We start from the raw sequence: 24129 nt of genomic DNA on the forward strand, positions 1-24129 counted from the left end.
GAACACATATCGAACATATAGTGTCCGTTCATGATTTGTTTCGAGCATGTAGCGGTTCGCCGCTTCAATTCAGCGTCTCGGAATCGAACGACATCAACCGGGGGACTTTGGTCGAGATGTTAACGCGCAAACAATACGAGCTTCTGCGGTTCATCAGCGAACGTCTGAAGGAAAGCGGCGTGCCGCCCTCCTTCGACGAGATGAAGGATGCGCTCGACCTGCGCTCGAAGTCGGGCATTCATCGCCTGATCACCGCGCTCGAGGAGCGCGGCTTCATCCGCCGCCTGCCCAACCGCGCCCGCGCGATTGAAGTCATCAAGCTGCCGGAGCTGCAGGCCGCAGCCGGCAACCGCCGCGGCTTCACGCCAAGCGTCATCGAGGGCAATCTCGGCAAGGTGCGCACGACCTCGAGCCCGCCCGCGGACGAGGGCGAGCGCCCCGTTGCGGTGCCCGTGATGGGCCGCATCGCGGCCGGCACGCCCATCGAGGCGCTGCAGACCCGCAGTCACACCATCAGCGTACCGCCGGACATGCTCGGCTCAGGCGAGCACTACGCGCTCGAAGTGCGCGGCGATTCGATGGTCGAAGCCGGCATCCTCGACGGCGACATGGCCCTGATCCAGCGCAACGAGAGCGCCGATACCGGGGACATCGTGGTGGCGCTGATCGATGACGAGGAGGCGACGCTCAAGCGCTTCCGCCGCCGCGGCGCCTCGATCGCGCTCGAGCCCGCCAACGCCGCCTACGAGGTACGCATCCTGCCGCCCAACCGGGTGAAGATCCAAGGCAAGCTGATCGGGCTGTACCGCAAGTACTGAGAAAGCACTGAGACGACCAGCGGTCATTCGATACCAACGATTCCGATTGGAGCGGACCAGGTTGCCCGCTCCGGCTGGATGGTCTTTCTGGTACTGCGCAGATTGTCCGGCACTTTTCCAGCGCGGTCCTCGGCGTACCGCCGCGAAGCTCATGCTTTGCGACCTCAAGGGATCGACGAGACAGCGATGCGTCGACGCCCGCGCACCACTGACGCCGGCATTCGCCGAATGCACTGAAGCGGGCTTTGTTCCTAATAGATTTGAAAAAATAATGTGATCGCTTCCCGCGAACACCAGCCGCAGATTTGCCCACAACCAAGCAGAGCGTTGTATGCTTCCACTCTGATAGAGGCTTGCGCCTCCGAAAGAGGCGCGGGTTGCTATCATCGAAAGAGGAGCACCCGATGTGTGACTACAGCCTGCATGCCGTTGCATCGCGGCCCGCCGAAGTCGGCGAGACGATCGTGTCGACGACGTTTCGCGGCACCTCGACGCGTGGCTTTGCTTCTGCGGCCGATCCGACCGTGGCCGTCTGCCTGCTGCCGGGAACGGAGCTCGCCTTCGCCGACAACGTCCGTTACGACAATCGCTGGATCTGGACGCGCACCATCAACTCCCGCGTCGGTAAGTTCGGCAAGATTGATCCGCAGATTCCCGATCGCCATCACGACGCGATCGAGTTTCCGGACGGCAAATATGTGCTGGTGACGCAGCTCGTCGAAGGTCAGCGCGCAACCGTGCTGCAATTGCCGGTGACCCAGCCGATCGGCGAGCGCGAGCACAAGCCGCAGATCATCACCGACAGTCGGCCGAGCACGACGCGCCGCCTGCCGATCGACTGATGGGCCGTCCCCGGCCGCCCAGGTCGGGCCTGGATCAAATGCCATCGCCGGCCCTAGCCGGCGAGATGGTATGGTTTGTGTCCCGGCGGAGTTCCGGTCGGACCCGGACCAACCTCGCAGACCAACTCCTCGCAATTATCATTGATCGTCGGCCTGCAAGTCGGCCTCCGCCGGCGTTGCGTCGCGGTTGCGGGCTGCCGCCGCCTTGGGCGCAAGGCTCCCGCCGAAATCACCCTCGCCGGCGCCGGCCGGCAGCCAGGGCCGGCTTGTCCCTCTCGCCCTCACCGCCTGAACCGCAAAACCATCGCCACGCTGCGACAACGCCAGCGCGCCCTGGCTCGTGAGCCGCTGCCGATCGATCACCATCGCCGCGCAATCCGGCGGCGCGGGTCGCGCGGTCACCACCAGTGCGGCGCGGCTGCAATCATCAGCCAGCGCGTCGATGCGCAAGGACAGCGCGACCAACCGGCCATCGGCGAGAGGCGTCACACAGCCGGCCTCGTCGCACGACACGCCGTCGGCCAGCGTACTGCTCGCGGCATCGCGCCGATCGGCGTCGGCCGCTAACCACTCCCTCAGCAGAAAGCTGTCCTTGCTCGCGCGCATGACAAGCAGCTGCCCGTCCCGGCCCCGAACCGCAACGCTCGCGCCGTCTCCGGCAATCAGGATGTCGGGCGGCCGCACCGACATGGCCCAGGCGATGGACGCCAGCAGCACCAGGGCGCCGGACCAGCGCAGGGGCGTTCGCAACAGGCCCATCACGATGATGCCGAGGCTTGCCGCCATCAACGGCGCGATACCGAACGCCGGGATGCGGCCGATGGCGCCCGGCAGAGCCGACACCCAGCGCGACACCGCAACCATCCAGTCGATGCCGATTCCCATCAGCCACCAGAACGCGCTGTCGAGCCCGAAGGGTGCCGCCAGCAGTCCCAGCAGCCCCGCCGGCATCACCAGTGCCGAGACCACCGGCATTGCCCCGAGATTGGCGAGGACACCGTAAGGGGTCACGCGATGGAAGTGGAAGGCGGCATAGGGCGTCGTCGCCAGCCCCGCTATCAGCGAAGCCAGGAACAGCATCGCGATCTCGCGGCCGCCCCACAGCGCGACGCGAGCCGTTGCCGAATGATCGGGCGAGGCAAACAGGTTCGGCATGCCGATCTGCACCAGCGCGACCAGCCCGAGCGTTGCCGCAAACGACATCTGGAAGCTCGGATGCACCAGCGCTTCAGGTGCGACCGCGAGCACGATCAGCGCCGCCACGGCCAGCGTGCGGAAGGTGATTGCGCGGCGATCGACCATGACTGCGATCAGCACCACTGCGGTCATGAAGAACGAGCGTTGCGTCGCGACCTCCGCGCCCGACAGCAGCAAATAGAACGCGGCCGCCACCAGCGCGGCGGCCGCCGACCATTTCTTGATGGCAAAGCCGGCCGCGAGCCCCGGGATCAGCGCCAGCAGCGCGCGCACCGCGAAGAATACGACACCGGCAACGACCGCCATGTGATAGCCGGAGATCGACAGCACATGGCCGAGGCCCGAGATGAACATGGCATCGTTGACGGGCGCGGTGATGGCGTCGCGCCGCCCGGTGAGCAGCGCCGTCGCGATCGCGCGGTTGTCGCCCTCGAGTGTCGCGCGGATACGCGCGTCGATCGCATCGCGCAGGCCCTGCATGAAGGCCGCATAGCGCAGCCGCAACCCGCCGGCGTCGGGCGGCACTGACGCCGTGATCGCGCCCATTACGAAGCCGGAAGCACCGATGCCCTGGAAGAACATGTCGCGCGAAAAGTCGTAGCTGCCGGGGCGCACCGGCGAGATCGGCGGCATCAGCCGTGCCTTCAGCTGCACGAAGCTGCCGACCTCGGGAGCCGTGCCCTTGCGCACCGACAGTCGCACGCGCTCGAGCTTGACCTCGCTGCGCTGGGCCTCCATCGCGGTGACGCGCAGCACGAAGCGGTCGGTACGCTCGCGGATGTCGCGCGCTTCCACGAAGCCCGACAGCGACACCGAATAGAGCGGTTTTGCCAGAACAGTGTGCGCGACGCGCGCCGTCTTCCAGGTCGCCACGGCAAAACCGGCGGCAACCGCCGCAATCAAGATCGCGGGGACAAACAGCCGGCTCCGCCGCAGCAGGACAGCGCCGAGCAGGAGCGCGACGGCCGTCGCGGCGACCACCCACAGCACGGGCTCGTGGTCGGCGGCGAAATAGAGCGCGATGCCGCCGCCGAAGGCGACCGGCACCCACGGTAACAGCCGCCCGGAACCGGCCTCGGCACGCACCCATTCCCGCAACGTCCCGACGATCGCAGGCCAGAGGCCGAAGCCCACCGGCACCAGCCCGCCAGCCGGCGCGGCGCGGCCGACCGGCCACGTTCCAGCTACTCCCTGGGAGCGTCCTGGCCGGCCCGGCTCCGCCATTCTCTGCACCTTGCGATATGCGACGGGTGCAGAGGCTACCGGAACGTGCAGATCAACGAATAGCGGTACGGATCAGGAACAGGCGGCGGAGCGCCCTACTTTTCCTCTTCCATGGTCACGGCCACCGACGCCTTGGCCGAGAGGCGGACCTTGTTGCCCTCGACGCCGGCAACGAGCCCCTTGTCGATGAAATGATGATGGCCCTTGTGGCTACCCTCGCCGCTGTCCTTCTTCGTCAGCTTGATGCGGTTGCCCTCGACGCGATCGACGGTGCCGACATGGACGCCGTCGGCGCCGATGACTTCCATATGCTCAGCGATGTTCTGCATGTCTGTTGTCCCTTCCAAACAACCGACAACGCCGCAATCACAGATCAGTTCGATTGAGGATTGTCCATTCGCAGCGCCGAGATACGAGACGACAGCTACCATACTGCCTGTTGTCTTACACCTTCAGATTGTGTTGTTTATGCCCGCAACAGGCAGGAACGGGAATCAGGAAATGTACATCGCTATTCGATTGGGCGTGTTGGCTCTGTCATTGGTCTGCGCCCGTCAAGCGGTTGCTGACACAGAATTCGAGCAGAAGGTTCGCGACGGCTTCGCTCGGCATCCGGGGTACAGTGTTGTCTTCATGGATGTGCGCTTGGTTGAAGACGGTTCGAAAACCCTCGATTGCTCGGTACCCATAGTATACGTCTCGTCGGCGCGTGGATTGTCATCCATCAAACTCGGACGAAAAGAGACATCAATATTCGGCCACTCCGTTTCCGAGGCAACGTATGGCGGCGCTGATCTGCTCGCTCCTGGAACTTACGTTGTCAATTACGTGACCTGTTCGCACTATCTGAACCTGAGAGGCGAGTTCGCCCGGTTTCGGGTCGGCCCGGACGAGATCGTCAATCTTGGATCCCTGGTCATCGACTTCAAGCGCAACCCGCAGCAATTTATGCAAAAGGCAACGTTTACGGGGCGCACAAGGGTGGAGGATCTGAGCGAGAACGCTAAGGCCTCTCTGACAGAGCGCTCGCCGGTCATCTTCCCCAAAGCAGCAAAGCGCTACATGATTCCGAATCCGGCGACATCCGGTAGTTCGGCCCCCGCGTCAGTCAAAGGCAACTGAGTGAAGCTGGCGCGTCAGATCAGCGGTGTCTTCGCCGAGGCGTGGTGATTGACGATCTTCCAGTCACCGTCCTCGCGGACGATGACCCAGCTCATCTTGACGACGAGGTCGTCCCGCTCGCCGGCGAGGTCGAACGTGATGGTCGCGCCCATGTTGATGAGGTCGGGGCCGGCCTGCGCTGCGTTCACCTCGGAAAACGCCGCGGCCGGCTTGCGCCAGCGCGGCAGGCCGTTGAAATAGTCGGCAACGCCGTCCCGCCCCCGATAGAGCTTCGGGTTGGAGCCGAAGAAGAACGCGTTCTTCGCATAAAGCCGCGACAGCGCGGCAGCGTCGAGCGTCGCGAAGCCGGCGCACCATTTCGCGATGATGGCGGAAACGATGGCGTCGGCTTCACTGCTCATATGCCCTGCCCCTTGTCAGCCCTTGTCAGCCTTTGGCGACTTCCTTGGCGAACGTATCGCGCAAGCCGATCGTCCGCGAGAACACCGGCTTCCCCGGCGTCGAGTCCTTGTCGCGCACGAAATAGCCCTGGCGCTCGAACTGCACCGGCTCGGTGGAATTGCTCTCCGCAACGGAAGCCTCGATCCGCGCATCGGACAGGATCTCCAGCGAGTTCGGATTGAGATCGGCCGCGAAGTTCGCTGCGTCGGGGTTCGGATTGGCGAACAGCTGGCTGTAGATGCGGATCTCCGCCGGCTTGGATGCCGCCGCCGGCAGCCAGTGCATGGTCGCCTTGACCTTGCGGCCGTCGGGTGCGTTGCCGCCCTTGGTGGCGGGATCGTAGATGCAGCGAAGCTCCACCACCTCGCCGGCGTCGTTCTTGATCACGCCGGTGCACTTGACGAAATAGGCATAGCGCAGCCGCACCTCGTTGCCCGGCGACAGGCGGAAGAACTTCTTTGGCGGATTCTCCATGAAGTCGTCCTGCTCGATATAAAGCTCGCGGCCGAACGTGATCTTGCGCGTGCCGGCGGAGGGATCGTCGGGATGATTGATCGCCTCGAGCTCCTCGGTCTGCCCTTCCGGATAGTTCTCGATCACCACCTTGAGCGGCTTCAGCACCGCCATACGGCGTTGGGCCGTGCGGTTCAGCTCCTCGCGAATGCAGAACTCGAGCATGCCGACATCGACCACGCTGTTGGCCTTGGCAACACCAATGCGCTTGACGAATTCGCGCAGCGCAGCCGGCGGCACGCCACGGCGGCGCATCCCCGCCATGGTCGGCATGCGCGGGTCGTCCCAGCCAGCGACATGGCCGTCGCGGACGAGCTGGGTCAGCACGCGCTTGGACAGCAGCGTATAGGTGATGTTGAGCCGCGCCATTTCGTACTGGTGCGGTTCCGACGGCACCGGCAGCTTCTCGATGAACCAGTCGTAGAGCGGCCGGTGGTCTTCGAACTCCAGCGTGCAGATCGAGTGCGTGATGCCCTCGATCGCGTCCGACTGGCCGTGTGCGTAGTCGTAGCTCGGATAGATGCTCCATTTGGTGCCGGTGCGCGGATGGTGCGCATGCAGGATGCGATACAGCACGGGATCGCGCAGATTGATGTTGCCTGCGGCCATGTCGATCTTGGCCCGCAGGACGCGCGCCCCGTTCGGGAATTCGCCGGCCTTCATCCGGCGGAACAGGTCGAGATTCTCCTCTACCGTGCGGTCGCGGAACGGCGAGTTCTTGCCGGGCTCGGTCAGGGTGCCACGCGAGAGGCGGATCTCCTCCTGGGTCTGGTCGTCGACATAGGCGAGCCCGTCGCGGATCAGCTGCTCCGCCCATTCGTAAAGGCGATCGAAATAGTCCGAGGCGAAGAACAGATTCTTGCCCCAGTCGAAGCCGAGCCAGCGCACGTCGGCCTGGATCGAATCGATGAATTCCTGCTCTTCCTTGACCGGGTTGGTGTCGTCGAAACGCAGATGGCAGCGGCCCGGAAACTCCTGGGCGATGCCGAAATTGAGCGCGATCGACTTGGCGTGGCCGATATGGAGGTAACCGTTCGGCTCCGGCGGGAACCGGGTCACGATCTCCCTGTACTTGCCCTGATCGAGGTCGGCCTGGATGATGTCACGAATGAAATCGCGCCCAACCTCAGGTGCCACCGGTTCTGCCATCACGAAAATCCTGTAGGGAAATCAGCGGCCCTTCTGCCAAATTCGGGAGGCTGAGCCAAGTGCTTAAGCAAGCCCTTCAGCCGTCTGCGGCCGGGCTTTAGTTATGCCCCGGTCCTGCTATACACCACCGCCTCCAATGCATAGGCCCTGCCAAGAATGACCGATTCCGTCGTCACCCGCTTTGCTCCCTCACCGACCGGCTTCCTCCATATCGGGGGGGCCCGCACGGCGCTGTTCAACTGGCTCTATGCAAAGAAGCACGGCGGCAAGATGCTGCTCCGGATCGAGGACACCGACCGGGAGCGCTCCACCGAGGCCGCGATCGGCGCTATCCTCGACGGCCTCAAATGGCTGGAGCTCGGCTGGGACGGCGATGTCATCTACCAATTCGCCCGCGCAGCCCGCCACCGCGAGGTCGCCGAGCAGTTGCTCGCCAACGGCAAGGCCTATCGCTGCTACGCCACCGCCGAGGAGCTCGCCGCGATGCGCGAGAAGGCGCGCGCCGAGGGCCGCACCCGCCTCTACGACGGCATGTGGCGCGACCGCGACCCGGCAACGGCGCCAGGCGACGTCAAGCCGACGATCCGGCTGCGCGCGCCGCAGACCGGCGAGACCGTGATCGAGGACCAGGTCCAGGGCCGCGTCGTCTGGCAGAACGAGAACCTCGACGACCTCGTGCTGTTGCGCGGCGATGGCAACCCGACCTACATGCTCGCGGTGGTAGTCGACGACCACGACATGGGCGTCACCCACGTCATCCGCGGCGACGACCATCTGATCAACGCCGCCCGCCAGAAGCAGATCTACGATGCGATGGGCTGGGCGCTGCCGAGCATGTCCCACATCCCCCTCATCCACGGTCCGGATGGCTCGAAGCTGTCGAAGCGCCACGGCGCGCTCGGCGTCGATGCCTATCGCGCCATGGGGTACCTCCCGGCGGCGCTGCGCAACTATCTCGTCCGGCTGGGCTGGAGCCATGGCGACCAGGAGATCTTCTCGACCGAGGAGATGATCGCGGCGTTCGACCTCGCCAGCGTAGGCCGGGCCGCGGCGCGGTTCGATTTCGCCAAGCTGGAAAACCTCAACGGCCACTACATCCGCCACGCCGACGATCAATCACTCGTGAAGATGTTCGAGGATGTGCTCGACCACGTCGTGCCCGCCCGCGACGAGATCAAGGCCAAGTTGAACGACACCACGCGGGCACAGCTCCTGAAGGCCATGCCGGCCCTGAAGGAGCGCGCCAAGACGCTGATCGAGCTGATCGACGGCGCCTACTTCATCTTTGCCGACCGGCCGCTGCAGCTCGACGCCAAGGCGCAGGCACTGCTGACACCCGAGAACCGCCGGCTGATCGGCCAGCTTCATTCCGCGCTGGAGAAAGTCGAGACGTGGAGCGGCGCCAGCACGGAAGCCGCGCTGCGTACCTTCGCCGAGGAAAATAGTCTCAAGCTCGGCGCGGTCGCCCAGCCTTTGCGGGCCGCGCTGACCGGGCGGACGACGTCGCCTGGTATATTTGAGGTTTTGGACGTCCTGGGACGCCAGGAAAGCCTGGGCCGGCTCAAGGATCAGTCTACGACGTAAGTAGGCCATGAGTAGACCATGGCTGCCATGATCTTGCAGCGCACACAGCAATAATATACCCATCTCCCCGTACATTCTGGAACATCCGGCCTGCCCCCCATGATCTCCCTAGGGGCCTCCGGCTCCGGCCCGTTTCACCACACATCGGGGACCTACGATGGACGCAAAACCAAGCAACAAGACCGCCACGCTGACGGTCGGAAACAAGAACTACGATCTTCCGATCCTCAGCGGCAGCGTCGGGCCTGATGTCATCGATATCGGCAAGCTCTACGGCCAGTCCGGCCTGTTCACATACGATCCGGGCTTCACCTCCACTGCGAGCTGCCAGTCCAAGATCACCTACATCGACGGCGATGCGGGCGTGCTGGAATATCGCGGCTACCCGATCGAGCAGCTCGCCGAGCACGGCGACTTCCTGGAGACCTGCTATCTCCTGCTCTACGGGAATCTGCCGACCGCCGCACAGAAGAAGGATTTCGACCACCGCGTGACGCATCACACGATGGTGCACGAGCAGATGGCCCGCTTCTTCCAGGGCTTCCGCCGCGACGCCCATCCGATGGCCATCATGGTTGCGGCCGTCGGCGCGCTCGCCGCGTTCTACCACGACTCGACCGACATCAACGATCCGAAGCAGCGCATGATCGCTTCCATGCGCATGATCGCGAAGATCCCGACGCTGGCGGCGATGGCCTACAAGTACACCGTCGGCCAGCCCTTCATCTATCCGAAGAACTCGCTGGGCTTTGCCGAGAACTTCCTGAACATGTGCTTCGCGGTGCCCTGCGAGGACTACAAGGTCAGCCCGGTGCTCGCCGACGCGCTGGAGAAGATCTTCATCCTGCACGCCGACCACGAGCAGAACGCCTCGACCTCGACGGTGCGCATCGCCGGCTCCTCCGGCGCCAACCCGTTCGCCTGCATCGCGGCGGGCATCGCCTGCCTCTGGGGCCCGGCGCATGGCGGCGCCAACGAAGCCGCACTCAACATGCTCTACGGCATCGGCACGGTCGACAAGATCCCCGAATTCATCGCCAAGGTGAAGGACAAGAACTCTGAAGTCCGCCTGATGGGCTTCGGTCACCGCGTCTACAAGAACTACGATCCGCGCGCCAAGATCATGCAGAAGATGTGTCACGCCGTGCTCAAGGAGACCGGCCATGGCAACGATCCGATGCTGAATGTGGCGATGGAGCTCGAGAAGATCGCGCTCAGCGACCAGTACTTCATCGAGCGCAAGCTCTACCCGAACGTCGACTTCTATTCGGGCATCACGCTGAAGGCGATGGGCTTCCCGGTCTCGATGTTCACCGTGCTGTTCGCGGTCGCCCGCACCGTCGGCTGGATCAGCCAGTGGAGCGAGATGATCGAGGATCCCCAGCAGAAGATCGGCCGCCCGCGCCAGCTCTACACCGGCGTCGACAAGCGCGACTACGTGCCGATCAAGGATCGCAAGTAAGTTCGGACTCTTCAGGTCCTGCGGTACGGCGTCACCCCAGGGGTGACGCCGTTTTCGTTTTGCGTGCGGTCCGGACGGCCGCCCGGCATCATTTGCTTTCTATTTCCGCGAGTTCTCTGGCATGATGCATCCGTGGTCGCGAACCCCGGAGACCGGTCATGTCCGCGAAGAGAGTTGCGCCCTCACGAGCGAAGGCCGGCGGCCGGAAAGCCAAACCGCCTGCCAAACCGCGAGCGCGACGCCGCACGACCGGCGCGACGGCCACCGACACCGTCCAGGACTTGCCGCCCGTGGCCGCCGAAAAGCAATCCGGCGAGTACGAGGTACGACTCCGCTATAGCGGCAACAGGGGCTTGGACGAGCTCGTCATTCCCATCGACGACCAGAAATTCTACCCGTCCGTCCAGCGCTGGCGCTACGTGATCGCCAACCGGCGACGGATCGTCCGTTCGACGCGCGACGACCTCAGCCGGGACCTCCAGACGCTGATCAAGGATCACGCTCGCATTTACGACGACAGCCAGATCCTGACACGGATCAAGGAGATGGCGGCAGCCAAGCTCGTCGAGGTCAGAATCCCTTACAGCGAAGAAAACGTCGGGTGGTCGGCACGACTATTCCCCTGGGAGAGCGCGCTGTGGCTGGCGACCGCGCCCTATCGCAGCGAGCCAAGCGAATTCGCCGTCCTCCGCCATCTCGTCGTTGAATCGCCATACAATCACCAGCTGACACCTGCGACAGCGCTCGCAGTCGACAGCGGCCCCGGAAAGCTGCGCTCGCTCTACGAATTCACGCGAGAGATCGAGATGGTCAAGGGCGCGCTGCACGAAGTCCAGACAGAGACCCTCCGAGATCCCGACCGTCAAGGACTTCGCTCGAAGGTCGAAGCTCTTTCTCCTTCGATCGTGCATCTTGTGGGCGTAGACCCGATGTCCCTGGCGGAGCAAAAGCTCATTGACCAGCCGACCAACGAAGAGGACGGCTTTGTTCTCCGCGCAAGCACCCAAGGAAGCACCCAGGGAATCGCCCAAGCCTACGACGCCGTGGGTTCAGCCGACCTGGCCGATATTGTCACGGCCGGCGCGCAGAAGCCTCTGCTGGTGGCGATCAGCACCTGTTACAGCGCGCAGCGCCTTGCTCCCCTCGCCACCGCGCAAGGCGCCAGGCACGCGATCGGTTTTGTCGATACCATCACCGATGCCGACGCCATGCTGTTCTTCAGCGTATTCTACCGCACCCTGGCGCAAGCCTGGAACGTCAAGGACGCTTTTCTTCGCGCCCGGCAACAGTGGATGTCCCAGGCCGGCAGCGACAACGAGCAGCGCTCGGGGGTCGCACTTTGGAGTCAAGTCTCGCTCCTCGACAGCCCTCAGGCCGGAACGATCGCGGCGCGTCCTGCGGCGTCGAAGAAAGCTGCGAGGGGCCGCGCAACCTTCCGGGACCTCAGGCTGGACATCACCTTGGTCCAGGACAAGTCTATTCCCGGTCGCATGCGCAAGACCGCAAGCGCGAGTTTGAACTACTCGTTGCTTCACAACGACCGCCCGCCCTTCAGTATCTTCACGGTTCATAAGACCAAGGCAGGTCCACTCGACCTGCTTCAGGTCGAAGTCGTGCTGGAAGTCGGTACGGAATCATGCCGCTGCCGCTTCTCGGAGGAGTTGCCCGAGGAAGACGCCACACTCGACCTTCTCGAGAAGATCCGGCTTCCCCTCGTTGCGGGAATGCTCAGGCAGACCAGCGAGAGCCTGAGAAGTAATCTCTACATCAAGGTCCAATGCGGCGACCGGATATTGCGCGAGTCCAGCGAGCGCGTGACCGTGCTTCCGGCAGACGAGTGGCGGGACGACGGGGAGGACCATCGCTGGCTGCCGAGCTTCGTTCTGCCGCGGGACCCGACAGTGCTGAAGGTCGTCGCCTGTGCCCAGCGATATCTGCAAACATTGCTCGATGACTGCTCCGCCGGCTTCGACGGCTACCAGCAAGTGCTTGAAGACGACTCCAATGCGCCCAACGTGGTCGATCCTCAGGTGCAGGCGATCTGGGCCGCTCTTCAGCACGATCTGCCCGTCAGCTACATCAACCCGCCGCCGTCCTACACCAGCCAGTCGCAGCGGCTTCGAACGCCAACCGAAATATTCAAGGGCAACGCAGCAACCTGCATCGATCTTGCGCTTCTGTTCGCATCGTGCCTGGAGTTCGTGGGCATCTATTCGTCGGTGTTCCTGATTACGGGACACGCGTTTCCGGCCTACTGGAGAAGCAACAAGGCCTGGTGGCGCATGAAGAGCTTCCGATTTGACCAGAACGAGCAGCAGATGCCCGGGCAGATCGGCCGAAGTCAGGATGGCTTCACCAGCACGGTCCCGTCGACGAATACCAAGGGCCAGACCGAGAGCTGGATGTTCACCGGTACCGACAATCTCGCGGAGCTCCTGAGCTACGTGCAAAAGGGTGAGCTCGTGCCTTTCGAGAGTACCTTCGTGACCGCACGGAAGGGCTTCTTCGAGGCCCTCGAGCGGGGCGCGAGCAATCTGCATCCGCAGAGCTTCGACGCAATGATCGACATTCAATCCGCCCGCGGCGAAAGCGTCACCCCACTTCCCTTGCTGGACCGGCTCGGCTAGCCCGGCGACAAAACACGGAGCCCCCATGGCGGCTGCGCCCCCTCCTTTCGACGATTGGCTCGCATCAATGCCGGAAATCGAAGGCGTCCGGCCAGTTGATCGGCTCACTGAGGTCATGCGGATGCAATCCTACCGGCCGACCTATCGGCGCCAGCGCCCGCCGACCGATCCGACGGACCGGCTGCCAGATCAGCAGATCATTTCACTCGTGCGCGACGGCGGAATCCTGAGATGGCGCCTCGGCGCCGCCATTCCGATGATGTCCAGTCGCGCCGGATCGCGCGCCGCGCTGCCGATGGGACAAATTGTAAAGCAGTATGCCTTTGAGACTCTCGAAACGTCACAGGTCTATGATGCGCTCCTCAAGCTCGACAGGACGCTGACACCGGATGCGTCTTATGCGGTCAAACCGTCGACAGGCCTCAGTCGACTCGTGCAGGGCCAACTCCAGCCGCTGACAATGGCCGACATTCCCGGGGTTGCAGGCAAGCGCGTATTGCTGCTGATCCACGGAACGTTCAGCGGATCTGCAGCTCTCATCAAGAACGGACTGGCAAAGGTTCCCGAAGGGCAACAGCTGCTGAGGCGAGCGGAGGCGAAGTATGACCTCGTGCTCGCCTACGACCACCCGACGCTCAGCGTGAGCCCGGTGATGAATGCCTTCGACCTGGCGGCATTGTTGCGACCGGCGCCGAAGGAACTGGACATCGTCTGCCACAGCCGCGGCGGGCTGGTGGCGCGGTGGCTGTGCGAGGGATTCTGCGAGCCCGCACTGAAGCGCAGGGTGATCTTCGTCGGTTCGCCGCTGGGCGGCACCAGCCTGGCAGCTGCTCCGCGTCTGCGCAGCACGCTCGACCTCTTGACGAACATCGCAGACGTCCTGCGGGCCGGCGCGGATCTCGCCGCCGCCAACCCCTTCTTCCTTGCAGCGAGCGGATTGCTGCGGGTGTTCAGTACCGTCACCAACCTCGCCGCCAAGACACCGGTATTCGACGCCGCCCTGGCTCTCGTTCCCGGACTCGATGCACAGTCACGCACCGGCAACAATGAGGAGATCCGCCGCCTGCGCATGAACACCGGCAGCGGAGAGTTCGGCGCCCAGCCGATCCAGTACTTCGCGATCAAATCGAATTTCGAGCCGACGGCAATCGGCTGGAATTTCCTCCGGATCTTCTCCAAGCCGATGCAGCGTCTCGGCGACCTCGGAGCCGACATCATCTTCGAGGCCGAAAACGACCTGGTCGTCGACACCTCGTCGATGTCCGAAGTCGCAGACTTGCGCCAGGTGAAGATCGTCCATGATTTCGGCACGAACCCCAACGTGCACCACACCAACTATTTCGTTCAGAAAGAAACGGCTGCGGCCATCGCACAGACGTTTACGATCTGACGCGCGTGCCGATATCGCGTCATTGTGCGGGTCGGCTGCGCCGGCGGCCGACGTCATCATCGCAGCGGTCCTGCAACAAACCCCGGCGGGCTTACGACCGGTTTTGCTGCCCCGCACAACATCAAGTCAGCCGATGGAGCCCCAAGCGCCTTGACAGCCGAAACGCTCCGCGCGCAAATTCTTACACTAAGTAAGAATGACGACAGGGATGGAAATGCCGGAGCAGCCGAGAAGTCGGCGGCAGACGCGCGCTGCCATTTTGACTCATTTGCTTCAGTCGGGCGGCTCGTTCCGGCCGCCGCTGGCCAAGGCCGTGCGCCTGTCCGAGGCGAGCCTGTCGCGCATCCTGTTCGACCTGAAGGCCGAAGGTCTGATCGAGGAAGTGCGGCGCCCTGCCCCTTACGTCGGCGGCCCGACGGGCCTCGTGTCGCTCGACAGCGCAGTGGCGCTCGCGGCCGTGGAGCTGACGGCTCAATGGCTCAGCATCGGCGTCGGCGGCTTCTCGGGCGAGCTGCATTACACCGAGCGCCTGCCGTTGCCGAAGGCGCCAACCGTCGAAACGGTCGGCCGCGTGTTCCGCGAGGCTATGACGCTGCTGCGCGACTGGACGCGCCGCCGCCGCATCACGCTCTCGCAGATCGGTGTCTCGATTCCGGGCCTCGGCCGGTTGACCGCAGCAGGCAATCCGATCATTCCGTGCGACGCCAGGGGCATCGGCGACATGATCGGCGAGCAGTTTGCCAACGTGCCGCTGGAGTTCACCAATTCGGTCGTGGCGCACGCCACCTTTCACCGATGCCGCACCGAGGGCTATCCGTTCAGCGGCACGCATCTGTTCGTCTTTGTCAGCCATGGCGTCGCCGGCGCCTGGATGGACGACCCGACTGAAGCCGATGCATTCCAGCCGGTCGAACTGGGCCACATGGTCTTTGGACCTGAAGGACCGCATTGCCGCTGCGGCCATCACGGCTGCGTCGAGGCCTATACCTCGCTCCCCGCGCTGGCCGAGCTTCTCGGTGTCTCCGAAGCCGAATTTCTCCAGCTCGGCAGCGACTGGGTCCACGCGATCCCGCTCTCGACGCGCGTCCGCCAGGAGCTACGGCGACGGCTGTTTCGGCTTGGCCTTGCGATCGGCAACACGCTGAACGTGAAGCCGTGCGGTGGCGTTGCCATCAGCGGCTGGCCATCGCTTCTTGGTGACGACGATCGCAACGCCGTCATCGACGGGATCGACGCCTGCCTGCTCGGCGGCCGGACATTGGCGCGAGTGTCCATCGCCTTCGTGCCGTCCTCGACCGGCAACGATCCGCAGGCTGCCCTTGCCTTTGCCGCCTTTTGCCTCGCCAGCCGCGGCGGCCTGCCCGCCACCTCGACGGAGGCCGCCTGAGATGTCCTGAGCCGTGCCGCCTGAACGCACCAACACAAAGCACTTCACACCGGGAGAAACTGCCATGCCGATTACGACAACAAGGCGCCGTCTGCTCGCTGGATCCGTTGCCACACTCGCGCTGCCGGCATTTGCCCGTGCGCAAGGCGCAGCCAAGCCGCGCCTGACCGCGATCTCGCAATGGTCCGCCGGCAGCGACGGGGCGGCCATCACGGCGCTTGGCAAGAAATTCGAGGAGAAAGGAGGCGTGTGGCAGCACTCGCCTGTCCCTGGCTTCACCACCGAGATGATGAACAAGCTGCGCGCTCAGATCATGGCCGGCGATCCGCCGGCCTGCTCGCAACTCAAAGGTCCCGAGATTGCAGCCTGGTCGAAGATTGCTCCGACCGTCGATCTCGACGCCGTGGTCGCTGCCGCCGGTTACGAAAAAGTCGTCGCTCCCGACCTTGCAAAGTTACACAAGCCGGCGGGCAAATGGATCGCGCTGCCGTTACAGATCTACAGCACCAACATGCTGTTCCTGTCCAAACGCGCGATGGACAAGGCCAAGGCCGACAAGGTCCCCGTCACTTGGGCGGACTTCAATGACCTCGCCGAAAAGATGAAGGCGGGCGGCGTCAATCATCCTATCGCCAACGGCGGGACCCGCCCGGACGACGGGCAGAAATTCGAGGCCGCGCTGGCGGGAATCAGTCCTGCCGCCTACCGCGCCGCCATCATGAATCTTGACGAGAAAGCGTTGAAGGGGCCCGAGATCAAGGCCGCCTTCGCACAGGTGCGCAAGATCGCCGACTGGATGGACCCCAACGTCGGCGCGCAACACTTTTCGACCAACCTGAAGCGCTTCGTCGACGGCGACATGGGCATGATGATCATGGGCGGCTGGGCGCAGGGGGTGTTGCGCAATGCCGGCTTCAAGTTCGAGGACTTCATGATCGCGCCAGGCCCCAGCGACAACAGCAAGCCGGTCTTCCTGTTGAATGCCGATGCCTTCATCTTCTGGCAGCGCAAGGAGCCCGACCTGCAGGCCGGCCAGACGTTGATGGCCCAGCTCGTCATGGATCCGGCGATCCAGACGATGTATTCGCAGATCACGGGATCGATCCCGGTGCGCACCGATGTCGATCTTTCCGGCGAAGGCTGGTCGGAAGGTCAACGGCGGACCGCAGCGGCGCTGAAAGACGCCATCGCCAGCAATCAGGCGGTCCTGAGCCTTGCGCATAACATGGCGCAGGAAAACGGAATGACCGCAGCGATGATCGACGTGATCACGGAGTATGTGAAGAACAAGACCATCAAGCCGGAGCAGGCAGCCACCCGCCTCGCCGAGGCCGTCGAGGGCGCACGTTGACCAACGCCGTCTCGATAAGACCGGGCCGGCCGGCAGCGACCGAATTGGTGCGCCGGCTGCCCGAATATCTCATGATCTGGGTGCCGCTGCTGCTGTCGGCCGCGCACCTCGTGTCGTTCTCGCTGTGGACGATCTGGATATCGTTCACGCCATCCACGCTGATCCCGGTCTCGGGATGGGTGGGACTGCGCAACTATTCGGCGGTCGCGGCGTCGCGGAACTGGCAGATCGCCTTCGACAATCTGCTGCTGTTTGGCAGCGCTTTCGTCGTGCTGAGCGCGGCAACCGGCCTCGTCCTTGCAATCCTGCTCGATCAGCGCATTCGCGGCGAAAACGTGCTGCGATCCATCTTCCTCTATCCGTTGGCCGTGTCGTTCGTGGTCACCGGCACCGTGTGGAGCTGGCTGCTCAATCCCGGGCTTGGAATCCAGAAGCTGGTCCACGACCTCGGCTGGACCACCTTCAAGTTCGACTGGCTGATCGACCGCGACATGGCGATCTGGACCATTGTCATCGCCGCGATCTGGCAATCCTCCGGCTTCGCGATGGCGCTTTTCCTCGCCGGCCTTCGCTCCGTCGACGCCGACATCATCAAGGCCGCGCAGATCGACGGCGCCGGACCGGTTCGAATCTACCGCCGCATCATCCTGCCGTCGCTGTGGCCGATCACCATCACCGTCGTCGTGATCCAATTGCAGTTCGCGATTTCGACGTTCGACCTCGTCCGCGCGCTCACCAATGGTGGGCCGGGAATCGCGACCCAGTTGCCCGCCCTCGTCGTCTACGACCTGATGTTCCAGCGCAGCCTGCTCGGCCGGGGGGCGGCGGCGGCGGTGCTCATGTTGCTCATTCTTCTCGCGGTGCTGCTGCCCTATGCGGCCTGGCGATATGTCCAGCGACGGCGGGCCGCCCATGCGTGACCGTAGCTTCGCGCCAGGCCGGATCTTGATCTATCTCGCCGTTTCGCTGATCGCCGCGGCATGGCTCGCGCCGCTCGTCGTCGTGGTGCTGAACTCGCTGCGCAGCAACGAGGAGATCGCGCAGGCCTCGATGATCGGCTGGCCGCGGCATTGGGCCTGGAACAATTATGCGGTTGCCTGGAGCGGCTTCTGCGTCGCCGAGACCTGCGCCGGCATCCGGCCATACATGCTGAACTCCGCGCTCGTCACGATTCCCGCAACGATCTTCTCGACCCTGCTCGGCGCAATCGCCGGTTATGCCGTGTCGCTCTGGCGCTTCCGAGGCGACAACTGGATCTACGCCATCGTGACCCTCGGCCTCTTCCTTCCCCAGCAAATGCGCCTGCTTCCCTGGACCGTTGTGCTGCGGGACATCGGTCTCATCAACACGCTGACGGGACTGGTGTTGATCCACACCATCCAGGGTCTCTCCTTCACCACGCTGTTCTGCCGGAACTATTATGTCGCCATTCCCCATGAATTGATCAGGGCCGCGCGGATCGACGGCGCCGGGTTCTTCCGTATTTTCTGGCGCATCATCCTGCCGCTCTCGGGGCCGATCCTGATCGTCACCGTGATCTGGCAGTTCACGCATATCTGGAACGAATTCCTCTATGGCGTGACGTTCACGACCGGCCAGCAGCAGCCCGTCACGGCCGCCCTGATCGCACTGTCTGCCGCGGTCGCCGATATCCCGCAGCATGGCGTGCAGAGCGCAGCGGTGATCATCGCAGCGCTCCCCACCCTGTTGATCTATCTCCTCGGCGGCAAGTACTTCGTCCGCGGCCTGACTGCCGGGGCCGTGAAATGATGGAGTTGTCATGGCAGCACTAAGCATCCGCGCCCTGTCCAAGCGCTACGCCAATCTGGAGGTGCTGAAGGACATCGCGCTCGATATCGAGAGCGGCGAGTTCACCGTGCTGGTCGGGCCGTCCGGCTGCGGCAAGTCCACCCTGCTCAACATCGTCGCCGGGCTCGACCGGCCGAGCGCAGGGACGATCGAGATCGGCGGGCGCGTCGTCAACGACGTCCCGCCCAAGGACCGCGACATCGCCATGGTGTTTCAGTCCTACGCGCTCTATCCCTCGATGACGGTGCGGCAGAACATCACCTTCGGCATGGAATGCCGTCATGTGCCGAAGGCCGAGCAGGAGAAGGCGGTCGCCAACGTGGCAAAGCTGCTGCAGATTGAGCCGCTGCTCGGCCGAAAACCCTCGCAATTGTCCGGCGGCCAGCGCCAGCGTGTGGCGATGGGCCGCGCGCTGGTGCGCGATCCCCTGCTCTTCCTGTTCGACGAGCCACTGTCCAATCTCGACGCCAAGCTGCGCGTCGAGATGCGGATGGAGATCAAGCGGCTGCACCAGCGCATCGGCGCCACCATCGTCTATGTCACTCACGACCAGATCGAGGCCATGACGATGGCGACACGAATCGCCGTGATGCACCAGGGCTGCGTGCAGCAATTCGCCGACCCCGATACCGTGTACCGCTATCCCGCCAATCTGTTCGTCGCACGCTTCATGGGCTCGCCGCCGATGAACACGATGCCGGCGCGGCTTGAGACCGAGAATGACGGTCTGGTGGCCGTGATCGGCGCGGGCCGGCCGGACGAGATTCGTCTGCGCCTGAGGGGATATGACGCTGCAGCGTCCTTTGTCGGGCGCGAGGTGGTGTTCGGGATCAGGCCGGAATGCATTGCCGAAGGCAGCCGCGCGTTCTCCGGCGATGCGCCTGTCCTCGTCAACGCGCCGGTGGACATGGTCGAGCCGACCGGCGCCGAGACGATGGTGTCGCTGCGGCTCGGCGGCGAGCCTGCGATGGCGCGCGTCTCGCCCGATATCCGCCCGGCGCCCGGCGCGTCCGCCTCCTTCGCGCTCGATACCCGCCGCATCTGCCTGTTCGACCCCGAGACGGAGCGACTGATCGCATGACGAAGACGACTTATCCAAGCCTTTCGGGCCGCGTGGTATTGATCACCGGCGGCGCCAGCGGCATCGGCGCCGCCTTCGTACGGGCCTTCGCGGCCCAGGGCGCGCGTGTCGCCTTCCTCGACATCGACGCCGATGCGGGCGAAACGCTGGTGCGGGAGGTCGCGGCGGCGGTCGGGACGGCACCGCTGTTCGTGCCCTGCGATCTCCTCGACATCGACGCCTTGCGCACCGCGATGACGGAGGTCCGCCGTTCGCTCGGCGATGCCGCCGTTCTCGTCAACAACGCCGCCAACGATCAGCGCCAGGTTCTCGCCGAGGTGACGCCGGCCGAGTTCGACTGGACCATCGGCGTCAACCTCAAGCATGTCTTCTTCGCGGCGCAGGCGGCGGTGCCGCAGATGCAGGCGCGCGGCGGCGGTTCGATCATCAACATGTCGTCGGTCGCGTGGATGCGCGGCGCACCGGCACTGCCGACCTATGCCGCGGCGAAAGCGGCGATCGTCGGCTTCACCAACTCACTGGCCCGGCTGGTCGGGCCCGACCGCATTCGCGTCAACGCGATTGCACCGGGCATGGTGATCACCGAGCGCCAGCGCCGGCTGTGGTACCCGGACGAGCAGGTCATCGCCGAGATTCGCACGCGGCAAGCCGTTCCCGGCGCGGTGACGCCCGAGGACATCGCCAACATGGCGCTGTTCCTGGCCTCCGACGAAAGCCAGCGCATCACCAGCCAGTGTTTCCGGGTCGACGGCGGCTTGGCCTAGCTCCGCCTGCTCTTCCGCATCGTCGCGAGCACGATATCGGCCGCGAGCACGCTCGGCGATTTGTTGCCCGTCGACATGATCTGGTCGAGCCGGGCGAATGCTTCAACCTGCTCCCGGCGCAGCGGCGAATCCGCCAGCAGCTCGGCCAGCGCCGGTGCCAGCTTCTCGGGCGTGCAGTCCTCCTGCAGATACTCCGGAATGACGTCGTTGCCGATCACGAGATTGGCGAGGATCACCGAGGAGACGCGGATGGCGCGGCGCAGGATGAAAGCCTCGATCGCGCCGACGCGATAGGCCGTCACCATCGGAATGCCCGACAGCGCGAGCTCGAGCGTCACCGTGCCGGATTTTGCCAGCGCCGCGTGGGCCATGCGGAAGGCAGCGCGCCTCTCGCTCTCGCCGATCACGATCGGCGGCTTGACCGGCCAATTCGCGATACCTTCGCGAATGGTGGCTTCGAGATGCGGCATGGTCGGCAGCATCAGGTCAAACGCGCGCCCCTCCGCCTGCAACCGGCCGAGTGTCGCACCGAACACATCGAGGTGATGCCGGATCTCGCTGCGGCGGCTGCCGGGCAGCACCAGGAGCACCGGCGGCTCGCCATCCCGTCGCTTCTGCTCCTCCGCGTTCGGCCGTAATGACGGCAATTGCTCGATGAGGGGATGGCCGACATAGCTGCATGGCGGCCCGCCGAGCTTGCGGTATTCTTCCGGCTCGAACGGCAGGAGGCCAAGCACATGGTCGACATAGCCGAGCATGGTCCGCGCCCGCCCCGGCCGCCACGCCCAGAGCTGCGGCGAGACGTAATCGACGATCGGGATTGCCGGACTGCGCGAACGCACGCGGCGGGCGACGCGATGGGTGAAATCGGGGCTGTCGATGATGACGAGCGCGTCGGGCGCGGCCTCGATCACGGCGTCGGCCGTCTGGCGGATCAGCCGCAGGATCTTCGGCAGCTGCTGCACGACCGCTGCGAAGCCGACGATGGAGAGCTCCTCGATCGGAAACAGCGTCTCCAGCCCCTCGCGCGCCATGGTGCGGCCGCCGACGCCGACGAACTGCACGCCGTCGCCGAGGCGCTGGCGCAGCACCTTCATCAAGGCGCTGCCGAGCCGGTCGCCGGATTCTTCGGTGGCGATCAGGAAGATCTTGCGCTTGGGATCGCGCGACTGCATCACGCCGGCAAGCCTATGACGAAGAGATATTTGGCGTCGGCGAGCGCGATCATCGCCTGCGGCTCGGCCGCGATGGTATTGCCGGCAATGACGGCGATGCCGGCAAGGCCGGCGGCAGCGACGCCCTCAATGGTGCGCGGGCCGATCGTCGGCAGGTCGAAGCGCAGATCCTGGCCGCTCTTCGGCGCCTTCACCAGCACGCCGCGGCCCATGGCCGCGCGAATGCGGCCTTCCTCGCGCAGCCGCGCGACGCGCGCCAGCAGCGCGTCGGTGCCCTCGATATCCTCGACCGCGACCACGTGGCCGTCGATCACCACCGCAGCCTGGCCGATGTCGAACGGACCAAGCGCCGTCAGCACCGCCCGGCCGCGCGCGATGTCGGTCTTGCCGGTGTCGCTCGGCCAGGCACGGCTGATGCAGCCCTCGGGCATCAAGAGATCGGGCGCGACATCCTTGATGCCGACCATGCGAAAGCCGTCCTGCTCGAGGAGGCGGCCGACACCGGACAGCAGATGATCGTCGCCGCCGCGGAAGGCCCGGATGACATTGCCGAGCAGACGCAGCGTCTTGACGTCGAAACGGATCTCGGAGAGCGAAGGCCGGATCAATGTGCCGATGAAGATCAGGTCGCGGCAGCCTTCTTCGCGAAACAGCCGCATCGCGCGGCCGAGCTGGCCGACCGAGATCCAGCGATGGCGGAATTTCTCCACCCGCGCCGGATCGCAGGCCCCGCGCAGCGGAAACAGCACCGGCGTGATGCCGCGGGCGGCGAGCGATTCGGCGACAGCAAACGGCATCGCGCCGCCGCCGGCGACGATGCCGACCGGTGACGAAATCTCCGAAGCCGCCGATGTCATGCCCGCGGCCATCCCCGGATCACTTCGCGATGGCGGGAAGACAGAGCGGGCGCTTGCCCTTGCCGATGAAGTCGAGAATTTCGACGATCGCCGGGTCGTCACCCGCGAGCGGCCGCACCGCTTCCAGCCGCTCGGCGAAGGTGCCGGAGCCCTGGAAGAGTTTCTGGTAGAACCCGCGCACGGTCGCGAGCCGCTGCTTGGTGAATTTCCGCCGCTTCATGCCGATCAGGTTGAGGCCTTCGAGCACCGCATATTGGCCGTTGACGAGGCCGAACGGAATGATGTCGTCGCGCACGCCGCACACGCCGCCCACCATGACCTGCGGCCCGATGCGGGTGAACTGGTGCACGGCGGACAGACCGCCGATGAAGACGAAGTCCCCGATCTCGCAATGACCGCCGAGCGTTGCCGAGGTCGCGAAGATCACGTCATTGCCGACATGGCAGTCATGGCCGACATGGCTGCAGTTCATGAAATAGCCGCGCTCACCGACGGTCGTGACGCCGCCGCCGCCAACGGTCCCGGCATTCATGGTGACGGATTCGCGGATGGTGCAGCCCGAGCCGATCTTGAGCTGCGTCAGCTCGCCACGATAGCTGAGCGATTGCGGCGGCGTGCCGAGCGAGGCAAACGGGTAGATGGTGCAATCGTCGCCGACCGTGGTCTGCGCGGTGACATGCACATGCCCGATCAGCTTGCAATTCCTGCCGATCACGACGTTGGGGCCGATGATGCAATAGGGCCCGACTTCGGTGCCCTCGCCGATCACGGCGCCGTCCGCGACCCGTGCGGTGGGATCAATCTTGCTCATCAAGCCAATCTTACTCGTCAAGAAGGTCTGGTTATCTATTGAAGTCGTTCGATTTTCGGGTGGTTAGCGCGACTATGCCCGATCTGTCCAGTGACGTATCATCTCGCCGTGTTTCAAGTGCCGGATGAGGCGGCCCTCCCGGCCCTTCAACAAGTTCATGCGGAGCTTCAGCTATCGTGGTCAGGGCCCTGGTCCTTTTGCTTGCGCAGCTCGCGGCTACGCCGATCGTGCCCGAGACGGTCGAGACCGGCGAACACCGCTTCGTCAATCTCGGCACCTTCGAGTGCCGGGACATCACCCGCAGTACGGTGCTTCAGCGGGTCTGTTACGACCGCGCGCAGCAAGACCTGATCGTTGCGAGCAACGGCGCCTATGACCGCTATTGCGGCGTGACGGCCGAGACCGTCGAGCGCCTCCTCGGCGCGCCCTCCATGGGGCGGTTCTTCAACCAGAACATCAAGCGCGAGGCGACCGCCGGGCGTTACGCCTGCCGGGTGCGCGAGCCGGTTCAGAGGGGGTGAATAG

21 protein-coding genes are annotated in these 24129 nt (G+C 64.5%); 14 read left to right on the forward strand and 7 right to left on the reverse strand.

Going from position 1 to position 24129, the window contains the following annotated elements:
• Nucleotides 1-116: 116 nt before the first annotated feature.
• Both lexA and HAP40_RS21295 read left to right on the forward strand, forming a co-directional pair.
• Entirely contained in the window at nucleotides 117-818 is a 702-nt protein-coding gene (gene lexA / locus HAP40_RS21290) for a transcriptional repressor LexA (RefSeq protein ID WP_027559402.1), read from the forward strand.
• 404 nt (nucleotides 819-1222) lie between these two features.
• On the forward strand, nucleotides 1223-1660 hold the full coding sequence (locus HAP40_RS21295; protein WP_166815911.1) for a hypothetical protein: 438 nt from the start codon (nucleotides 1223-1225) through the stop codon (nucleotides 1658-1660).
• A 138-nt stretch (nucleotides 1661-1798) separates the two neighbouring features.
• On the opposite strand, the gene HAP40_RS21300 is transcribed toward HAP40_RS21295, so the two are convergent.
• Together HAP40_RS21300 and HAP40_RS21305 are read right to left on the reverse strand one after the other, a co-directional pair.
• Nucleotides 1799-4081 (reverse strand): ComEC/Rec2 family competence protein, encoded by a 2283-nt coding sequence (locus tag HAP40_RS21300; protein WP_166815909.1) that lies wholly within the window; start codon nucleotides 4079-4081, stop codon nucleotides 1799-1801.
• A gap of 95 nt (nucleotides 4082-4176) precedes the next feature.
• Nucleotides 4177-4410 (reverse strand): DUF2171 domain-containing protein, encoded by a 234-nt coding sequence (locus HAP40_RS21305; protein ID WP_166815907.1) that lies wholly within the window; start codon nucleotides 4408-4410, stop codon nucleotides 4177-4179.
• Nucleotides 4411-4582: 172 nt separating this feature from the next.
• Between HAP40_RS21305 and HAP40_RS21310 the strand changes: the two genes are divergently transcribed.
• On the forward strand, nucleotides 4583-5203 hold the full coding sequence (locus tag HAP40_RS21310) for a hypothetical protein (protein WP_166815905.1): 621 nt from the start codon (nucleotides 4583-4585) through the stop codon (nucleotides 5201-5203).
• 14 nt (nucleotides 5204-5217) lie between these two features.
• On the opposite strand, the gene HAP40_RS21315 is transcribed toward HAP40_RS21310, so the two are convergent.
• The gene (locus HAP40_RS21315; RefSeq protein ID WP_166815903.1) at nucleotides 5218-5604 is read right to left on the reverse strand and encodes a nuclear transport factor 2 family protein; all 387 of its coding nucleotides are present in this window, start codon (nucleotides 5602-5604) and stop codon (nucleotides 5218-5220) included.
• A gap of 25 nt (nucleotides 5605-5629) precedes the next feature.
• Entirely contained in the window at nucleotides 5630-7306 is a 1677-nt protein-coding gene (locus HAP40_RS21320) for a glutamine--tRNA ligase/YqeY domain fusion protein (protein ID WP_166815901.1), read from the reverse strand.
• A 156-nt stretch (nucleotides 7307-7462) separates the two neighbouring features.
• Between HAP40_RS21320 and gltX the strand changes: the two genes are divergently transcribed.
• From gltX to HAP40_RS21370, 10 genes are all read left to right on the forward strand, one after another.
• Nucleotides 7463-8890, forward strand: a complete 1428-nt coding sequence (gene gltX, locus HAP40_RS21325; RefSeq protein ID WP_166815899.1) for a glutamate--tRNA ligase — start codon at nucleotides 7463-7465, stop codon at nucleotides 8888-8890.
• A gap of 157 nt (nucleotides 8891-9047) precedes the next feature.
• Nucleotides 9048-10352 carry a citrate synthase gene (gltA, locus tag HAP40_RS21330; protein WP_166815897.1) on the forward strand — a complete coding sequence of 435 codons (1305 nt, stop codon included), beginning with the start codon at nucleotides 9048-9050 and terminating at the stop codon, nucleotides 10350-10352.
• A gap of 158 nt (nucleotides 10353-10510) precedes the next feature.
• Nucleotides 10511-12979: a CHAT domain-containing protein gene (locus HAP40_RS21335; RefSeq protein WP_166815895.1), complete on the forward strand. Its 2469-nt coding sequence runs from the start codon at nucleotides 10511-10513 to the stop codon at nucleotides 12977-12979.
• A gap of 25 nt (nucleotides 12980-13004) precedes the next feature.
• Nucleotides 13005-14369, forward strand: coding sequence for an esterase/lipase family protein (locus HAP40_RS21340; protein WP_166815893.1), 1365 nt, complete (start codon nucleotides 13005-13007; stop codon nucleotides 14367-14369).
• A 208-nt stretch (nucleotides 14370-14577) separates the two neighbouring features.
• Nucleotides 14578-15756 carry an ROK family transcriptional regulator gene (locus HAP40_RS21345; protein WP_208024750.1) on the forward strand — a complete coding sequence of 393 codons (1179 nt, stop codon included), beginning with the start codon at nucleotides 14578-14580 and terminating at the stop codon, nucleotides 15754-15756.
• Between the two features lie 64 nt (nucleotides 15757-15820).
• Complete coding sequence (locus HAP40_RS21350; protein ID WP_166815891.1) at nucleotides 15821-17107, forward strand: ABC transporter substrate-binding protein; 1287 nt, start codon at nucleotides 15821-15823, stop codon at nucleotides 17105-17107.
• Nucleotides 17104-18027, forward strand: coding sequence for a carbohydrate ABC transporter permease (locus HAP40_RS21355; protein ID WP_166815889.1), 924 nt, complete (start codon nucleotides 17104-17106; stop codon nucleotides 18025-18027). Before HAP40_RS21350 ends, HAP40_RS21355 begins: the two co-directional genes overlap by 4 nt.
• Nucleotides 18020-18877 (forward strand): carbohydrate ABC transporter permease, encoded by an 858-nt coding sequence (locus tag HAP40_RS21360; protein ID WP_166815887.1) that lies wholly within the window; start codon nucleotides 18020-18022, stop codon nucleotides 18875-18877. The genes HAP40_RS21355 and HAP40_RS21360 overlap by 8 nt, the downstream gene beginning before the upstream one ends.
• Before the next feature lie 10 nt (nucleotides 18878-18887).
• Nucleotides 18888-19997, forward strand: a complete 1110-nt coding sequence (locus HAP40_RS21365) for an ABC transporter ATP-binding protein (protein ID WP_166815885.1) — start codon at nucleotides 18888-18890, stop codon at nucleotides 19995-19997.
• The gene (locus HAP40_RS21370; protein WP_166815883.1) at nucleotides 19994-20761 is read left to right on the forward strand and encodes an SDR family NAD(P)-dependent oxidoreductase; all 768 of its coding nucleotides are present in this window, start codon (nucleotides 19994-19996) and stop codon (nucleotides 20759-20761) included. The genes HAP40_RS21365 and HAP40_RS21370 overlap by 4 nt, the downstream gene beginning before the upstream one ends.
• On the opposite strand, the gene lpxB is transcribed toward HAP40_RS21370, so the two are convergent.
• From lpxB to lpxA, 3 genes are read right to left on the reverse strand one after another with little or no spacing between them, the layout of a single operon-like run.
• Nucleotides 20758-21939 (reverse strand): lipid-A-disaccharide synthase, encoded by a 1182-nt coding sequence (gene lpxB, locus HAP40_RS21375; protein WP_166815881.1) that lies wholly within the window; start codon nucleotides 21937-21939, stop codon nucleotides 20758-20760. The two genes, HAP40_RS21370 and lpxB, sit on opposite strands and share 4 nt — an antisense overlap.
• Nucleotides 21936-22793, reverse strand: a complete 858-nt coding sequence (locus tag HAP40_RS21380) for an LpxI family protein (RefSeq protein ID WP_166815879.1) — start codon at nucleotides 22791-22793, stop codon at nucleotides 21936-21938. Before HAP40_RS21380 ends, lpxB begins: the two co-directional genes overlap by 4 nt.
• A gap of 19 nt (nucleotides 22794-22812) precedes the next feature.
• Nucleotides 22813-23604, reverse strand: a complete 792-nt coding sequence (lpxA, locus tag HAP40_RS21385; RefSeq protein WP_166815877.1) for an acyl-ACP--UDP-N-acetylglucosamine O-acyltransferase — start codon at nucleotides 23602-23604, stop codon at nucleotides 22813-22815.
• 176 nt (nucleotides 23605-23780) lie between these two features.
• On the opposite strand from lpxA, the gene HAP40_RS21390 reads away from it, so the two are divergent.
• Nucleotides 23781-24125, forward strand: coding sequence for a KTSC domain-containing protein (locus tag HAP40_RS21390; protein WP_166815875.1), 345 nt, complete (start codon nucleotides 23781-23783; stop codon nucleotides 24123-24125).
• The last annotated feature ends 4 nt before the right edge of the window (nucleotides 24126-24129 follow it).

Source organism: Bradyrhizobium sp. 1(2017) (genome assembly GCF_011602485.2).
Classification (GTDB): domain Bacteria; phylum Pseudomonadota; class Alphaproteobacteria; order Rhizobiales; family Xanthobacteraceae; genus Bradyrhizobium.

Coding starts and splice junctions, on each gene's coding strand:
- lexA (WP_027559402.1), top strand. CDS start 117: ATGTTAACGCGCAAACAATACGAGCTTCTGCGGTTCATCAGCGAACGT.
- HAP40_RS21295 (WP_166815911.1), top strand. CDS start 1,223: ATGTGTGACTACAGCCTGCATGCCGTTGCATCGCGGCCCGCCGAAGTC.
- HAP40_RS21300 (WP_166815909.1), bottom strand. CDS start 4,081: ATGGCGGAGCCGGGCCGGCCAGGACGCTCCCAGGGAGTAGCTGGAACG.
- HAP40_RS21305 (WP_166815907.1), bottom strand. CDS start 4,410: ATGCAGAACATCGCTGAGCATATGGAAGTCATCGGCGCCGACGGCGTC.
- HAP40_RS21310 (WP_166815905.1), top strand. CDS start 4,583: ATGTACATCGCTATTCGATTGGGCGTGTTGGCTCTGTCATTGGTCTGC.
- HAP40_RS21315 (WP_166815903.1), bottom strand. CDS start 5,604: ATGAGCAGTGAAGCCGACGCCATCGTTTCCGCCATCATCGCGAAATGG.
- HAP40_RS21320 (WP_166815901.1), bottom strand. CDS start 7,306: ATGGCAGAACCGGTGGCACCTGAGGTTGGGCGCGATTTCATTCGTGAC.
- gltX (WP_166815899.1), top strand. CDS start 7,463: ATGACCGATTCCGTCGTCACCCGCTTTGCTCCCTCACCGACCGGCTTC.
- gltA (WP_166815897.1), top strand. CDS start 9,048: ATGGACGCAAAACCAAGCAACAAGACCGCCACGCTGACGGTCGGAAAC.
- HAP40_RS21335 (WP_166815895.1), top strand. CDS start 10,511: ATGTCCGCGAAGAGAGTTGCGCCCTCACGAGCGAAGGCCGGCGGCCGG.
- HAP40_RS21340 (WP_166815893.1), top strand. CDS start 13,005: ATGGCGGCTGCGCCCCCTCCTTTCGACGATTGGCTCGCATCAATGCCG.
- HAP40_RS21345 (WP_208024750.1), top strand. CDS start 14,578: ATGGAAATGCCGGAGCAGCCGAGAAGTCGGCGGCAGACGCGCGCTGCC.
- HAP40_RS21350 (WP_166815891.1), top strand. CDS start 15,821: ATGCCGATTACGACAACAAGGCGCCGTCTGCTCGCTGGATCCGTTGCC.
- HAP40_RS21360 (WP_166815887.1), top strand. CDS start 18,020: ATGCGTGACCGTAGCTTCGCGCCAGGCCGGATCTTGATCTATCTCGCC.
- HAP40_RS21365 (WP_166815885.1), top strand. CDS start 18,888: ATGGCAGCACTAAGCATCCGCGCCCTGTCCAAGCGCTACGCCAATCTG.
- HAP40_RS21370 (WP_166815883.1), top strand. CDS start 19,994: ATGACGAAGACGACTTATCCAAGCCTTTCGGGCCGCGTGGTATTGATC.
- HAP40_RS21380 (WP_166815879.1), bottom strand. CDS start 22,793: ATGACATCGGCGGCTTCGGAGATTTCGTCACCGGTCGGCATCGTCGCC.
- lpxA (WP_166815877.1), bottom strand. CDS start 23,604: ATGAGCAAGATTGATCCCACCGCACGGGTCGCGGACGGCGCCGTGATC.